Annotated in this window: 11 protein-coding genes and 1 pseudogene; 3 read left to right on the top strand and 9 right to left on the bottom strand. The window is 70.6% G+C overall.

What is annotated here, in order from left to right; all coding sequences use genetic code 11:
* Nucleotides 1–24 precede the first annotated feature (24 nt).
* Nucleotides 25–381 (top strand): putative quinol monooxygenase, encoded by a 357-nt coding sequence (locus QQM67_RS20310; protein ID WP_314175394.1) that lies wholly within the window; start codon nucleotides 25–27, stop codon nucleotides 379–381.
* A 36-nt stretch (nucleotides 382–417) separates the two neighbouring features.
* On the opposite strand, the gene QQM67_RS20305 is transcribed toward QQM67_RS20310, so the two are convergent.
* The 6 genes and pseudogenes from QQM67_RS20305 to QQM67_RS20280 all read right to left on the bottom strand — a co-directional run bounded on the left by QQM67_RS20305 (nucleotide 418) and on the right by QQM67_RS20280 (nucleotide 6,842).
* Nucleotides 418–978: a GNAT family N-acetyltransferase gene (locus QQM67_RS20305; RefSeq protein ID WP_314175393.1), complete on the bottom strand. Its 561-nt coding sequence runs from the start codon at nucleotides 976–978 to the stop codon at nucleotides 418–420.
* 3 nt (nucleotides 979–981) lie between these two features.
* Nucleotides 982–1,380: a VOC family protein gene (locus QQM67_RS20300; protein ID WP_314175392.1), complete on the bottom strand. Its 399-nt coding sequence runs from the start codon at nucleotides 1,378–1,380 to the stop codon at nucleotides 982–984.
* Between the two features lie 138 nt (nucleotides 1,381–1,518).
* The gene (rbsD, locus tag QQM67_RS20295) at nucleotides 1,519–1,956 is read right to left on the bottom strand and encodes a D-ribose pyranase (protein ID WP_314175391.1); all 438 of its coding nucleotides are present in this window, start codon (nucleotides 1,954–1,956) and stop codon (nucleotides 1,519–1,521) included.
* A 120-nt stretch (nucleotides 1,957–2,076) separates the two neighbouring features.
* Nucleotides 2,077–4,070, bottom strand: a pseudogene (locus QQM67_RS20290) (ABC transporter permease/substrate-binding protein).
* Between the two features lie 64 nt (nucleotides 4,071–4,134).
* Entirely contained in the window at nucleotides 4,135–5,838 is a 1,704-nt protein-coding gene (locus tag QQM67_RS20285) for a sugar ABC transporter ATP-binding protein (protein ID WP_314175390.1), read from the bottom strand.
* Complete coding sequence (locus tag QQM67_RS20280) at nucleotides 5,835–6,842, bottom strand: LacI family DNA-binding transcriptional regulator (RefSeq protein WP_314175389.1); 1,008 nt, start codon at nucleotides 6,840–6,842, stop codon at nucleotides 5,835–5,837. The genes QQM67_RS20285 and QQM67_RS20280 overlap by 4 nt, the downstream gene beginning before the upstream one ends.
* 168 nt (nucleotides 6,843–7,010) lie before the next feature.
* On the opposite strand from QQM67_RS20280, the gene recD2 reads away from it, so the two are divergent.
* Nucleotides 7,011–9,281: an SF1B family DNA helicase RecD2 gene (recD2, locus tag QQM67_RS20275; RefSeq protein WP_314175388.1), complete on the top strand. Its 2,271-nt coding sequence runs from the start codon at nucleotides 7,011–7,013 to the stop codon at nucleotides 9,279–9,281.
* Nucleotides 9,282–9,413: 132 nt separating this feature from the next.
* Nucleotides 9,414–10,703 (top strand): citrate synthase, encoded by a 1,290-nt coding sequence (locus tag QQM67_RS20270; RefSeq protein WP_314175387.1) that lies wholly within the window; start codon nucleotides 9,414–9,416, stop codon nucleotides 10,701–10,703.
* Between the two features lie 591 nt (nucleotides 10,704–11,294).
* Here the strand turns inward: QQM67_RS20270 and QQM67_RS20265 are convergent.
* The 3 genes from QQM67_RS20265 to QQM67_RS20255 all read right to left on the bottom strand — a co-directional run bounded on the left by QQM67_RS20265 (nucleotide 11,295) and on the right by QQM67_RS20255 (nucleotide 14,419).
* Nucleotides 11,295–13,652: a heavy metal translocating P-type ATPase gene (locus tag QQM67_RS20265; protein WP_314175385.1), complete on the bottom strand. Its 2,358-nt coding sequence runs from the start codon at nucleotides 13,650–13,652 to the stop codon at nucleotides 11,295–11,297.
* A gap of 130 nt (nucleotides 13,653–13,782) precedes the next feature.
* Nucleotides 13,783–14,004 carry a heavy-metal-associated domain-containing protein gene (locus tag QQM67_RS20260; protein ID WP_314175384.1) on the bottom strand — a complete coding sequence of 74 codons (222 nt, stop codon included), beginning with the start codon at nucleotides 14,002–14,004 and terminating at the stop codon, nucleotides 13,783–13,785.
* Between the two features lie 220 nt (nucleotides 14,005–14,224).
* Nucleotides 14,225–14,419, bottom strand: coding sequence for a helix-turn-helix transcriptional regulator (locus QQM67_RS20255; RefSeq protein ID WP_028436282.1), 195 nt, complete (start codon nucleotides 14,417–14,419; stop codon nucleotides 14,225–14,227).
* Nucleotides 14,420–14,458 lie beyond the last annotated feature (39 nt).

Genomic DNA, 14,458 nt, shown 5'->3' with positions numbered 1-14,458 from the left:
GGGTCCGGTCTGCTCGAATGCGGCATGAGCATCTTCGTACGCGCGCAGTTCGACGTCCTTGACCAACGACGGGCGGAATTCGAGCAGTTGGCGCTCGCGCTGCTGGAGCAGGCAGACGACGAGCCAGGGACGCTCACCTACCGGTTCTTCTCCGCGGCCGGCGGCTACCTCGTGCTGGAGGAGTACGCCGACGACGCGGCGGCCCTGGCGCACAACGAACGCGCGGCCCCGCTGCTCGAACGCGTAGGGGAGTGTGCCGAGTTGGTACGGGCGGAGCTGTACGGCCCGATCGGGCCCGAGCTGCGCGAATGGGTCCGGTCGCGTCCGCAGGTGACCTCGTACGCGGACTTCCCCGGCGACGGCGGCGGCGAGAAGAGCTGAAACGGGCCCGGAGAGCGGCGGGTTCGGAGCTCCCGTTCAGTCGCCGGTGCTGCTCCAGCGGATCTCGCCCTCGACGACCGTATCCGTCGGTGCGAGGCCGACAGCGCGGGCGACGGCGGCGGACGCCCGGTGCTCCGGATGGATGTGGGCGGTGAACGCGTCCACCCCCTGTCCGCGGAGCCACCGCGCCATGGCAGACGCGCCCTCGCGCGCGTACCCCCTGCCCTGGTGCTCCGTGCCGACCACCCACGCGAGTTGAGCCGTCAGCCGGGCCGTGGGGCCGGCCTCGGCCGTGCCGCCCCCGGCCGTACGGTCAAGGGTGGCCTGCACCGTGCCGACGAGCCGCCCGTCCGCGAGGCGGCGGAGCATCCAGTTCAGCCACCCCTGCGTGCCGTCGGGCGACCGGCCCGCGGACTGCCGCCGGTACAGGGCATCCAGCTGCTCCGGCGTGCGCGGCGATCCGCCGGTCCAGGTGTGCAGCCGTACGTCGTCGAGCAACTCGAAGGCCTCCGGGGCGTGTTCGGCACGGAGCGGCTCCAGCCGGAGGCGTGCGGTCGTGATCGGGGCGGCGGCGGGCCACGAGGGCGTACCGTCCACCGGTCAGGCCTCGCCGCGGTTCGGCTCGATCAGGTCCCAGCGGTTTCCGTACGGGTCCCGGAACACGGCGACCGTTCCGTACGGTTCGTGCCGGGGCGCCTCCTCGAAGACGACGCCCGCCGCCCGCATCCGCGCGTAATCGCCCTCGAAGTCCCCGGTGTTGAGGATCCAGCCGACGCGGCCCCCGGTCTGGTCACCGACCCGGGCGCGCTGCTCGGCGGTGGCGGCCTCGGCGAGCAGCAGTCCCGTCTCCCGGGACCCGCGCGGAGCGACCACCACCCAGCGCTTGCCGTCGTCGAGGGGTGTGTCCTCGACGAGCCGGAAGCCGGCGGCGTCCACGTAGAAGGCGATGGCGTCGTCGTAGTCGGGCACGACGAGGGTCACGAGTCCGAGGTGAGGCATCAGCCGATCCTGCCCGCCGGCCGCCGGACGGCGCCACCGCGTTCCGGGCCCGAGCTCCGGCGTGTGGGCCTTCCGCCCGGCGGGGCGACGCCGCGTGGGACTCCCTCCCGCCGATCGCGGAAGCTCCCGGAATCCCTCCTACTCCGCGGACGCGCCCTTGAACGGCACCCCGCAGCGCAGCATCACGTTCGCGTACGGGCTGAACTCGCCCGTACGGACGACGAGTCGGGCCTGGCGGATGCGGGCCTTGAACTCGTCGTGCGGGACGAGTTCGAGGTCGTCGAACTTCTCGTGCAGCAGGGCGGACACGTCAGGGTTGCCGTCCTCGACCTCGGAGGCCGCCGTGGCGCCCTCGATCTCCAGCTCGTCCAGTAGGCCGGAGAGCACCTCGGCGAAGGACGGCACGCCCGCGCGGAACGCCAGGTCGACGAGTATGGGGCCTCCCCAGGGCGGCGCCTGCGGGGACGGGCCGTGCGGGAGGGGGAGCCCCGCATCGCATACGACGATGCGGTCGGTGTGGCCCAACAGGGCGAGTGCGCCCGCGAGATGACGGTTGAGAATTCCCGACTTCTTCATACGGGCGGACAGCTCCTTCTTCGGTTCGGCTTCGGTGTCGGTTGCGGTTCGCGCGTGCGCGGTCCGGTGGCGGCGGTGGGGCGGCGACGTGCCGCGGCCCCACCGCCGCCACCGGACCGGTCAGGAGTACTGGTCGACGTTCTTCTTGTTCACCGTGAGGACGGGGACCATGATCTCCTTCTCCGGATCGTTGCCCTGGACCTTGCGGATCGCGTTGCGCACCGCCATCTTGCCCAGTTCGGCGGGCTGTTGGGCGATCGAGCTGTTGAGCGTGCCCTTCTTCACAGCCTTGAAGCCGTCCGGGGTGCCGTCGAAGCCGACGACCTTGACCTGCTTGCCCGCCCTGCTGCCGAGCGCCTTGACGGCGCCGAGGGCCATCTCGTCGTTCTCGGCGAAGATGCCGGTCACGTCGGGGTGGGACTGGAGCAGGTTGGTGGTGACGTCGAGGCCCTTGGCGCGCTCGAAGTTGGCGGACTGCTTGCCGACGACCTCGATGTCCGGGTACTTCTTGATCGCCGACATGAAGCCCTTGCCGCGCTCACGCGACGCGGAGGTTCCGGGCTGGCCGCGGAGCACGAGGATGTTGCCCTGCTCGCCGAGCTGCTTCGCGAGTTCGCGGGCGGCCTTGGCGCCGCCGGAGACGTTGTCGGAGGCGACCGTCGTGGCGACCTTGGCCTTGTTGACCGTACGGTCGACGGCGACGACGGGAATGCCGGCGTTGTCGGCCGCCTTGACGGCGGGTGCCGCGGCGTCGGAGTCGACGGGGTTGATGATGACGGACTTCACGTTCTGACTGGTGAAGTTCTGGAGCTGGTTGGCCTGTTGGGACGCGTCGTTCTGGGCGTCCTGCACGTTCAGCGTCGCTCCCTGCGCCTTGGCCTCGGCCTCGGCCCCCTTCTTCATCTCGACGAAGAAAGGATTGTCCAGGGTCGAGAGGGCCAGACCCAGCTTGATGTCCTTCTTGTCCCCGGACTTCCCCGAGCCGCTTCCGCACCCGGTGGCGGCCGCGCATATCAGGGCCGCAGCGCTCACTACGGCGATCGTGCTCTTCCTCTTGCTCATTGCTGCATTCCTTGCAGTCGACGGCAGTGAAACGAACGGCGTGTCGTCGCTCCGACGCACAGAGATCATGCGCGACGACGGAGTGTATCGAGCAGGACGGCGAGGGCAATCACTGCCCCGATGACCACCTGCTGCCAGAAGATGGAGACTTCGAGCAGATTGAGTCCATTGCGGAGAACCGCCAGGATGAGGGCGCCCACGAGCGTGCCGGAGGCCTTTCCGACGCCGCCCGCGAGGCTCGCGCCGCCGATCACCACGGCGGCGATGGCGTCCAGTTCGTAACCCGTGGCGGCCTGCGGCTGCGCCGAGGCCAGCCGCGACGCGAGCACGATTCCGGCGACGGCGGCGAAGGCGCCGGAGAGCGCGTAGATGACGAGCTTCTGCCGGCGCACCCGGATCCCGGAGAGCCGTGCGGCCTCCTCGTTGCCGCCGATCGCGTACATCGAACGGCCGCTGTAGGTGCGGGCGAGCACCAGGGACGTGATGCCGCCCATCAGCAGCAGTACGAGCAGCGGCACGGGGAACCAGCCGCCGAGCGTCTCGCCGACCGTGGCGACGGAGGCGGGGAGCGTGATCGGAGTGCCCTCGGAGAGGACCAGCGAGAGGCCCCGTCCCACGGAGAGCATCGCGAGCGTCGCGATGAACGGCGGCAACTTGCCGTAGGCGATGAGACCGCCGCTGACCAGGCCGCACGCCACGCCCGTACCGACCGCGAGCAGCACCGACAGCCAGACCGGCAGCCCCTCCTTCGTCGACGTGTAGCCGAGCATGATGGCGGAGAGGGCGGCGACCGAACCGACGGAGAGGTCGATGCCTCCCGCGACGACGACGAAGGTGACGCCGAAGGCGAGGATCGCCGTGACGGCCGCCTGCACGCCGACGTTCAGCAGGTTCTGGGTGCTGAGGAAGTCCGGTGACATGACCGCCAACGCGACGGTCAGCACGACGAGTCCGCTCAGCGCGCCGTTCTCCAGCAGCACCTTGCGCAGTACCGGCGTCGCGTCGCGCACGGCGCCGCCGGGACCACGGCCGCCCGGCGTCTGCTTGCCCAGGCCGCCCGGTCCGCCCGGCTCGTCCGGGCCCTGCCCCTGACCGTGGCCGCTGCTGCTGTGGATGTCAGTGGCCACGGTGGCCCTCCTTGCTGTCGGTCTTCGTTCCGGACGAGCGCTGCGCGTACGGGCCCCGCCGCCGCGCGCCCCCCTCGGGCGCGTCCCCGTGCGCGCTGCCGCTCCCGTCCCCGCTCCTGCTCGCGCCCCCGTGCGCGGTGCCGACGGCCAGCCGCATCACCGCGTCCTGCGTCGCCTCGTGCGCGCTGAGTTCGCCCGCGATGCGGCCCTGGGCCATCACGAGGACGCGGTCGCTCATGCCCAGCACCTCGGGGAGGTCGCTGGAGATCATCAGTACGGCGTGCCCGGACTCCGTGAGCTCGTTGATGAGTTCGTAGATCTCGACCTTCGCGCCGACGTCGATGCCGCGCGTCGGCTCGTCCAGGATCAGCACCCTGCTCTGTGCGAGCAGCCACTTGCCGATGACGACCTTCTGCTGGTTGCCGCCGGACAGCGTGCCCATGCGCTGATCGAGCCCGGACATACGGACGTTGAGCCTGCTCGCGATGCGGCCCGCGGACTCCTCCTGGCCGGAGAGGTTCACGATGCCGGCACGGCTGGCCTTGCGCAGCGTGACCAGCCCGAGGTTGTCCTGCACGGACGAGTCGGGCAACAGGCCCTGGCCCTTGCGGTCTTCGGGCACGAGGCCGATGCCGGAGGCGAGCGCGGCGTTGATGTCGTGCCGGCGCAGCCGCTTGCCCTGCACCTCCACGGTGCCCGAGTCGTACGGGTCGGCCCCGAAGACGGCCCGTGCCACTTCCGTACGTCCGGCGCCCACCAGCCCCGCGAGGCCCACGACTTCGCCGGGGCGCAGCTCGAAGCCGACGCCCGAGAAGCTGCCCGCGCGCGTCAGCCCGGAGACGCGCAGCAGCGGCGGATCCGCGCCCGCGCCCTCATCCGGGCCGGTACCGGCACCAGAGGTCGCGCCACCAGCGGCGGATGCGCCCGTGTTCCTCGGGTACTGCTGCTCGATGCTGCGCCCCACCATCATCCGTACGAGGTCGTCGCGCGGCGTGGAGGCGGGCGCCTGGCCCACGCTGCGCCCGTCGCGCAGCACCGTGACCCGGTCGCCGAGCGCGGCGATCTCCTCCAGGTGGTGCGTGATGAAGACGATGCCGACGCCGTCCGCACGCAGCCGCCGTACGAGGTCGAAGAGCTTCTCCACCTCGTCGGCGGTGAGCGCGGCCGTCGGCTCGTCCATGATCAGCACGCGGGCGCGCAGGCTCAGCGCCTTGGCGATCTCCACCATCTGCGAGCGTGCGACGCCCAGTTCGCGTACGGGAGTCTCCGGCGCGATGTCCACGCCGACGCGGCCGAGCACCTCGGCGGCGTCCGCCTCCATGCGGCCGCGGTCGAGCAGCCCGAAGCGGCGCGGCTGCCGCCCGAGGAAGATGTTCTCGGCGACGCTGAGCTGCGGCACCAGGTTGAACTCCTGGTGCATGGTGGCGACTCCGAGCCGTTCGGCGTCGCCGGCGTCGTGGATGCGCACGGGCCTGCCGTCGCGCAGCACCCGCCCGGAGTCAGCGCGGTGGACGCCGGAGAGGATCTTGATGAGCGTGCTCTTGCCGGCGCCGTTCTCGCCCAGCAGTACGTGCACTTCGCCCTCGTGCAGGTCGAAGTCGACGCCGTCGAGGGCGACCACACCGGGGAAGGTCTTGCGGATGCCCTCGGTGCGCAGCAACTCCCGTGCCGGTGGGGGGTCGGGCGTGGTCAACGGTTCTTCCCTTCGCTCTCGCCGCAGGAGCGGCGGGTGACAAGTCGGGCGGTGAGGGTCACGGAGGCCGCGCTTCTGCCCTCGACGAGGTTGGTCAGCGCCTCGACCGCGCGGTGCCCCAGCTCGCCGGTCGGCTGCGCGATCGCGGTGATCGGCGGATCGGTGTGCAGGAACCAGGGGATGTCGTCGAAGGCGGCGAGCGCGATGTCGTCCGGGACGCGCAGGCCGCGGCGGCGCAGCTCGTCCATCGCGCCGAGCGCCATCAGGTTGTCGGCGGCGAAGACGACCTCGGGCGGCTCGGGCAGGTCGAGGAAGGCGGCGGTCTCCCGCCTGCCGCTCTCGGTCTGGAAGTCGCCCTGGCCGGTGTACTCCTGAGGCAGCGGCAGCCCGTGCGCGCCGAGCGCCGCCCGGAAGGCGGCCACCCGCTCGTCGCCGGTCGTGGTCTCGCTGGGGCCGCCGATGATGGCGAGGCGCCGGTGGCCGAGCGCGTACAGGTGCGCGACGAGATCGTGCACGGCGGCGCGTCCGTCGGCGTGCACGACGGGCACGTCGACGCCGCGTATCCAGCGGTCGACGAAGACCATGGGGATGCCCGCGGCCGCGGCCTCCCGGATCGCCGCGTTGCCGCCGTCGGTGGGGGAGACCAGCAGCCCGTCGATGCGGCGCTCCAGGAGGGTGCGCACGTGGTGCTCCTGAAGTGCCGCGCGCTCGTCGGCGTTTCCGATGATGACGCTGTAGCCGCGCTCGCGGGCGGCGTCCTCGACGGCACGGGCCAGCTCCGTGAAGAACGGATTGAGCACGTCGCTGATGACGAGGCCGAGGGTGTGCGTGTGATGCGTCCTCAGGGAGCGGGCGACGGCGTTGGGACGGTAGCCGAGCTCGGTGACCGAGGTCAGCACGCGCGAGCGGGTGTCCGGACGCACCGCCGGGTGGTCGTTGAGCACCCGGGAGACGGTGGCGACGGAGACGCCCGCGTGCGATGCGACGTCCTTGATGCTGGTCAACTGCCGTGCCCGCCTTGGTTCCTGGCTCCGTGGTAACGATTACATCCGCCATGAGACGGGACGGTGCCGCCTCTGCACAAGGGTTCGGCATCCGATCGTGACAAGGGCCGGGGCGGGGCCGTCCACAGGCCTGCCGCGATGTCGGCGGCGGGGGTTACGGTCTGTCACATGTCCTTCCAGAACGCCGTGCTCGAAGGGGTCCTCGAACGCATCACCTATGCCAACGAGGACAACGGATACACCGTGGCGAGGGTCGACTCCGGCCGCGGCGGCGAACTGCTCACGGTCGTCGGCTCGTTGCTCGGCGCGCAGGTCGGCGAGTCGCTGCGCATGGAGGGCCGCTGGGGCTCCCACCCGCAGTACGGCCGCCAGTTCACCGTGGAGAACTACACGACGCTCCTCCCGGCGACCGTGCAGGGAATCCGCCGCTATCTGGGCTCCGGCCTGATCAAGGGCATCGGCCCGCGCATCGCCGAGCGCATCGTCGACCATTTCGGTACGGCCACGCTGGAGGTCATCGAGGCCGATCCGCGCAAGCTGATCGATGTGCCGGGCCTGGGCCCGAAGCGCACGGAGAAGATCGCCGCGGCCTGGGAGGAGCAGAAGGCCATCAAGGAGGTGATGGTCTTCCTCCAGGGCGTCGGCGTCTCCACGTCCATCGCGGTGCGGATCTACAAGAAGTACGGGGACGCCTCGATCTCCGTGGTGAAGAACCAGCCGTACAGGCTGGCGGCCGACGTGTGGGGCATCGGCTTCCTCACGGCGGACCGCATCGCGCAGTCCGTCGGCATCCCCCACGACAGCCCGGAGCGCGTCAAGGCCGGGCTCCAGTACGCCCTTTCGCAATCCACCGACCAGGGGCACTGCTATCTGCCGGAGGAGCGGCTGATCTCCGACGCGGTCAAGCTGCTCCAGGTGGACACGGGCCTCGTCATCGACTGCCTGGGCCAACTCGCCGCCGAGGAGGAGGGGGTCGTCAGGGAGACGGTGCCGGGTGAGGACGGGCAGCCGCTCACGGCCGTCTATCTCGTGCCCTTCCACCGGGCGGAGCTCTCGCTGGCGGGCCAGTTGCGCCGGCTGCTGCACGCCACGGAGGACAGGCTTCCCGCGTTCCAGAGCGTCGACTGGGATGCGGCGCTGGGCTGGCTCGCGGGGCGTACGGGGGCGGAGCTGGCACCGGAGCAGCGGCAGGCGGTGCAGCTCGCGCTCAGCGAGAAGGTGGCGGTGCTGACGGGCGGTCCGGGCTGCGGCAAGTCCTTCACCGTGCGGTCCGTTGTGGAGCTGGCCCGGGCCAAGAGGGCGCGGGTGGTGCTCGCGGCGCCCACGGGCAGGGCCGCCAAGCGGCTGGCGGAGCTGACCGGAGCCGAGGCCTCCACGGTGCACCGGCTGCTGGAGCTGAAGCCGGGCGGTGACGCCGCGTACGACCGCGACCGCCCGCTCGACGCGGACCTGGTCGTGGTCGACGAGGCGTCGATGCTCGATCTGCTGCTCGCCAACAAGCTGATCAAGGCCGTGCCGCCGGGCGCACATCTGCTGCTTGTGGGCGATGTCGACCAGCTGCCGTCCGTCGGTGCCGGCGAGGTGCTGCGTGATCTGCTCGCCGAGGGCGGTCCCGTGCCGTCGGTGCGGCTGAAGCGGATCTTCCGGCAGGCCCAGCAGTCCGGAGTGGTGACGAATGCGCACCGCATCAACTCCGGAGCACAGCCCGTCACCCACGGATTGAGTGATTTCTTCCTCTTCGCGGAGGACGATTCGGAGGAGGCCGGGAAGCTCACCGTCGACGTCGTGGCGCGCCGCATCCCCGCGAAGTTCGGCCTCGACCCGCGCCGCGACGTGCAGGTGCTCACGCCCATGCACCGCGGCCCCGCCGGCGCGGGGACGCTCAACGGGCTGCTTCAGCAGGCGGTGTCGCCGTCCCGGCCCGACGTTCCCGAAAAGCGCTTCGGCGGGCGGGTCTTCCGCGTCGGCGACAAGGTCACCCAGATCCGCAACAACTATGAGAAGGGCGCCAACGGCGTCTTCAACGGCACCGTCGGCGTCGTCACCGCGCTCCACACCGAGGACCAGCGCCTGACGGTCCGTACGGACGAGGACGAGGAGGTGGAGTACGACTTCGACGAGCTGGACGAGCTGGCCCACGCCTACGCCGTCACGATCCACCGCTCGCAGGGCAGCGAGTATCCGGCGGTGGTGATTCCCGTCACCACGGGTGCCTGGATGATGCTCCAGCGCAATCTGCTGTATACCGCCGTCACCCGGGCAAAGCGCCTGGTGGTGCTGGTCGGATCACGCAAGGCGATCGGGCAGGCAGTCCGCACGGTCTCCGCGGGCCGCCGGTGCACGGCTCTGGATCACCGGCTCCGGGGCGCCGTGGCGCTCCCGGGCGGCGACGGTGTTCCAGGGGGTGACCGGCGCCGCGTGGAGGGTGCAGGATGTTGAGAAGAAGACGGCACTGCGTGCCATCACAGAGCCCTTTGGCCGACCCCGAGTGCACCGCACAGCGCTCGGTGGGAGACAGTGGAAAGGGTCAGGGCACCTCGAAGAAGAGGCACTACGTCGGTGAGGGAAGACGTGAGCGACAACTCTGTAGTACTTCGGTACGGGGACGACGAGTACAGCTACCCCGTGGTCGACAGCACGGTCGGCGACCGAGGCTTCGACATCGGCAAGCTGCGCGCCGAGACCGGTCTGGTGACCCTGGATTCGGGCTATGGCAACACGGCCGCGTACAAATCGGCCATCACCTACCTCGACGGCGAGGGCGGGGTCCTGCGCTACCGCGGCTACCCGATCGAGCAGCTGGCGGAGCGGGGCACGTTTCTGGAGACGGCCTACCTTCTGATCAACGGCGAACTTCCCACCGTCGACCAGCAGGCGTCCTTCAAGGACGAGATCACCCGCCACACCCTGCTGCACGAGGACGTCAAGCGCTTCTACGACGGATTCCCGCGGGACGCCCACCCGATGGCGATGCTCTCGTCCGTGGTCAGTGCGCTGTCGACCTTCTACCAGGACAGCCACAACCCGTTCGACGAGGAGCAGCGGCACCTGTCGACCATAAGGCTGCTGGCGAAGCTGCCGACGATCGCCGCGTACGCCTACAAGAAGGCCATCGGCCACCCCGTGGTCTATCCGCGCAACGACCTCGGCTATGTCGAGAACTTCCTGCGGATGACCTTCTCCGTCCCCGCCGCGGAGTACGAGCTCGACCCCGTCGTCGTCAACGCCCTCGACAAGCTGCTGATCCTCCACGCCGACCACGAGCAGAACTGCTCCACCTCGACGGTGCGGCTGGTGGGTTCGTCGCAGGCGAACATGTTCGCCTCGATCTCGGCCGGCATCAACGCCCTGTGGGGACCGCTGCACGGCGGCGCCAACCAGAGCGTGCTGGAGATGCTCCAGGGCATCCAGTCGTCGGGCTCCGACGTCGACACCTTCATCCGCAAGGTGAAGGACAAGGAGGACGGCGTCAAGCTGATGGGCTTCGGCCACCGCGTCTACAAGAACTTCGACCCCCGGGCGCAGATCATCAAGGCCGCGGCGCACGACGTTCTCTCCGCGCTGGGCAAGAGCGACGAGCTGCTCGACATCGCCCTGAAGCTCGAGGAACACGCCCTGAGCGACGACTACTTCGTCTCGCGCAAGCTCTACCCGAACGTGGACTTCTACACGGGTCTGATCTACCGGGCCATGGGCTTCCCGACCAGCATGTTCACGGTGCTCTTCGCGCTCGGCCGGCTGCCCGGCTGGATCGCCCAGTGGCACGAGATGATCAAGGAGCCCGGCTCGCGCATCGGGCGCCCGCGCCAGATCTACACCGGCGTCGTCGAGCGGGAGTACGTACCCATCGAATCCCGCTGACCCGCGGGTGACGTTTGCTGTACAGTGCGTGACGCCCCCTAGGGAGACGTCCGCGGAAGGCCCCATCCAAGCGGATCGGGGCCTTCCGTATGAGCAGATCCGTAGAGAGACATAGGTCACAGAAATTGGGGGGTAACCATTGTCGAGGGTCGGACGTCTAACCGGGTGGCAGCGGCCCCCGGCGGAGTCGCCGCCACTGCCGAGTGCGTCTTTGGGGGACGGACCCGGTTGAGCAGAATCGGCAAGCGTGCCCGGGGAGCTTGAGCGGCCCTCCCGTCCGTACGTGCAGCCAGCAAGCACCCGGCCAGGATCCCGTGGGGGGAATCCGTGACCGGGAAACGGAAGCGCCCCGTCGACAGGCCCGTGGGGGGACCTGCTCGGCGGGGCGCTTTTCGGTATCCGGCTGCGGCTGCCGGTATCCCCACAGGGAGCACGGAACGGTGGAGTTGGTAATTCCGGATTTCCCACCTCTAAGAGTGGCGGGTACCGAAATCGACTGGTGTGGCAGTCACACCATCTTCACGAATCCTTCAAATCCCGCCGCTCGCTGCGGAGATCACCGGGGCCCTCCTGGTGCCGCGCGGTCGCCGGTCAGCGGAAGCGGCGCAGCCGCAGGCTGTTGGTGACCACGAAGACCGATGAGAAGGCCATCGCCGCCCCCGCGATCATCGGGTTGAGCAGCCCCGCAGCGGCGAGCGGCAGAGCCGCGACGTTGTAGCCGAAGGCCCACCAGAGGTTGCCCTTGATGGTGCCGAGCGTCCTGCGGGCCAGCCGGATCGCGTCCGCCGCCACCCGCAGATCGCCCCGTACGAGGGTCAGATCCCCGGCCTCGATCGCGGCGTCCGTGCCGGTGCCCATCGCCAGGCCCAGATCGGCGCTCGCCAGAGCCGCCGCGTCGTTGACGCCGTCGCCGACCATCGCGACGGTGCGCCCTTCGGCCTGGAGCCGCCGCACCTCACCCGCCTTGTCCTCCGGCAGCACCCCGGCGATCACGCGGCTGTCGGAGTGCTCAGCGGTTCCGGAGGGCCCGGCGCTTCCGGCAGACAGGATGCCGACCTCACGGGCCACCGCCTCCGCGACCGCCCTGTTGTCGCCCGTCAACAGAACCGGTGTGAGGCCCAGTTCGCGCAGTGCCCGTACGGCCTCGGCGCTGGTGTCCTTCACCGTGTCCGCGACGGTCAGCACGCCGCGCACGGCCCCGTCCCAGCTGACCGTGACCGCCGTCCGGCCGGACGACTCGGCGGCGGCCTTCGACTCGGCCAGGTCCGCGGGGAGTTCACCCGCCGTACGTCCGACCTCGACCGCACGGCCCTCGACGCGCCCGCGCACACCGACGCCCGCGAGGTTCTCGAACTCCTCCGGGGCGGGCAGGGGCAGCGCGTCCGCCGCGGCGCGCTCCCGCGCGCCCCGCGCGATGGCGCGTGCGATGGGGTGCTCGGAGGCATCCTCCAACGACCCGGCCAGCCGCAGCAGTTCGTCCTCATCGACGCCCTCGCCCGGGACGACGTCGTGCAGTTCCATGCGGCCCGTGGTCACGGTGCCGGTCTTGTCGAGTACGACGGTGTCGACGCGGCGTGTGGACTCCAGGACCTCCGGACCCTTGATCAGGATGCCGAGCTGGGCGCCGCGGCCGGTGCCGACCATCAGCGCGGTCGGCGTCGCCAGTCCGAGCGCGCAGGGGCAGGCGATGATGAGCACCGCCACCGCCGCGGTGAAGGCCGCGGCCGCGGCGCCCGTGGCGAGCAGCCAGCCGGCGAGGGTGGCCGCGGCAAGCACCAGCACGACGGGCACGAAGACTGCCGACACCCGGTCCGCGAGGCGCTGCACGTCGGCCTTGCCGCTCTGCGCGTCCTCCACCATCCGTGCCATGCGGGCGAGTTGGGTGTCCGAGCCGACCCGGGTGGCCGTCACGACGAGCCGCCCGGAGACGTTGACCGTCGCGCCCGTCACGGCGTCTCCCTCGCCCACGTCGACCGGCACCGACTCGCCCGTCAGCATCGAGGTGTCGAGCGCCGAGGCGCCCTCGACCACCGTGCCGTCCGTGGCGACCGTCTCTCCGGGACGTACGACGAAGCGGTCGCCGACCGCCAGCCGCGACACGGGGATCCGGTGTTCGGCGCCGTCCCGCAGCACGGCCACGTCCTTCGCGCCGAGCTGCATCAGGGCGCGCAGCGCGGCACCCGCCTTCCGCTTGGCCCGTGCTTCCAGATAGCGGCCCAGCAGCAGGAACGTCGTGACGCCCGCGGCGACTTCGAGATACAGCGCGGACGTCCCGGCGCCGGGGGAGAGGGTGAACTCGAAGCCGTGGCGCATGCCCGGCATTCCCGCGTCCCCGAAGAACAGCGCCCACAGCGACCAGCCGAAGGCCGCGAGCGTGCCGACGCTGATCAGCGTGTCCATGGTGGCGGCGCCGTGCCGCAGATTCGTCCAGGTGGCGCGGTGGAAGGGCAGCCCGCCCCAGACGACCACCGGTGCGGCGAGCACCAGCGAGAGCCACTGCCAGTTGTCGAACTGGAGGGGCGGCACCATCGACAGCAGCACCACCGGCACGGACAGCACGAGCGTGATGAGGAACCGCTGCCAGAGCGCGGCCAGTTCGCCCTGCCCGGGGCCCGCGGCCGCATCGCCGTCATCGGGTCGCGCCGCCCCGTCCAGGGGTTCCCGGTCCGGGCCGGGCGCGGTCTCCGGCTCGGCTGCGCGCGGCTGTGGCGGATGCGCCGAGTAGCCGGTCCGCTCCACAGTGGCGATCAGGTCGTCGACCGACACCGCGTCGGCGTACGAGATCCTCGCCTTCTCCGTGGCGTAGTTGACGCTCGCGGAGACGCCGTCCATCCGGTTCAGCTTCTTCTCGACCCGGGCGGCGCACGACGCGCACGTCATGCCGCCGATGGACAGTTCGACACGCTGGCCGGTGACTGCGGGCGCTTCATGTTCCGTGGTGCTGGTCATCGTGGTGCTCCCGGGAGCGGTGAGATGGTGCCCGGTGACTTGCGGGGGCCGGATATGCCCGGCCGGTCGAGTGGGCGGATCATGCCGGGCCGCTGAGGCGAGGCAGGTCCGGCGAGGCAGCCGGGGCGCGTCAGGCGCGGCCGGTCAGTTCGAAGCCGGCCTCGTCGACCGCGGCGCGTACCGCCTCGTCGTCCGGCTCCGTCGCGGAGGTGACCGTGACCTCGCCGGTGGAGGCGACGGCCTTCACCGAGGTCACGCCCTCGATCGCGGAGATCTCGCCCGAGACGGCTCCTTCGCAGTGCCCGCAGCTCATGCCGCTGACCTTGTACGTGGTGGTGACAGCGCTCATCATCAACTCCCTGGTATCTGGTGCTCCGGTGACTGCGGAGGTGTTAACCACTATACCCCCCCTAGGTATTCCCGCGGGAGCTGGAGGCTGCCGTGCGGGCCGTCCGAATATGACGGAGGCCCCGGCGCCCGCCTCCCGATGATCTTCGGAAGGCGGGCGCCGGGGCCCCTGCTCGCTTGCCCGCTGTTCTGCCGGCCCGGTGTGCCCGCCGGCCCCGCTCGTCTCACCGCCCCCCACGATGACCGGGGCGGCGCGTGACCCAGGCCCGCACGGTGTCCGCGTACCAGAACGGCTTGCCGCCCTCCACGAGATCCGGTGGCGGCAGCAGGCCGTGCTTGCGGTACGAGCGCACAGTGTCCGTACGGACGCCGATGTGCGCGGCGATGTCCTTGTACGACCAGAGTCGTCGATCGGCCAACTCGGCACCTCCCACAGGGCCACGGAAGCGGCTGTTGAT

This window comes from Streptomyces winkii, from assembly GCF_032248595.1.
GTDB classification, from domain to species: Bacteria; Actinomycetota; Actinomycetes; order Streptomycetales; family Streptomycetaceae; genus Streptomyces; species Streptomyces winkii.
The sequence above is the reverse complement of the archived record's forward strand: the minus strand, read 5'-3'. Positions and strand labels throughout refer to the sequence as shown.

What these genes read in the sequence shown, in the direction of transcription:
- QQM67_RS20310 (WP_314175394.1), top strand. Translation starts at nt 25, where the DNA reads ATGAGCATCTTCGTACGCGCGCAGTTCGACGTCCTTGACCAACGACGG.
- QQM67_RS20265 (WP_314175385.1), bottom strand. Translation starts at nt 13,652, where the DNA reads ATGACCAGCACCACGGAACATGAAGCGCCCGCAGTCACCGGCCAGCGT.
- QQM67_RS20260 (WP_314175384.1), bottom strand. Translation starts at nt 14,004, where the DNA reads ATGATGAGCGCTGTCACCACCACGTACAAGGTCAGCGGCATGAGCTGC.
- rbsD (WP_314175391.1), bottom strand. Translation starts at nt 1,956, where the DNA reads ATGAAGAAGTCGGGAATTCTCAACCGTCATCTCGCGGGCGCACTCGCC.
- QQM67_RS20300 (WP_314175392.1), bottom strand. Translation starts at nt 1,380, where the DNA reads ATGCCTCACCTCGGACTCGTGACCCTCGTCGTGCCCGACTACGACGAC.
- recD2 (WP_314175388.1), top strand. Translation starts at nt 7,011, where the DNA reads ATGTCCTTCCAGAACGCCGTGCTCGAAGGGGTCCTCGAACGCATCACC.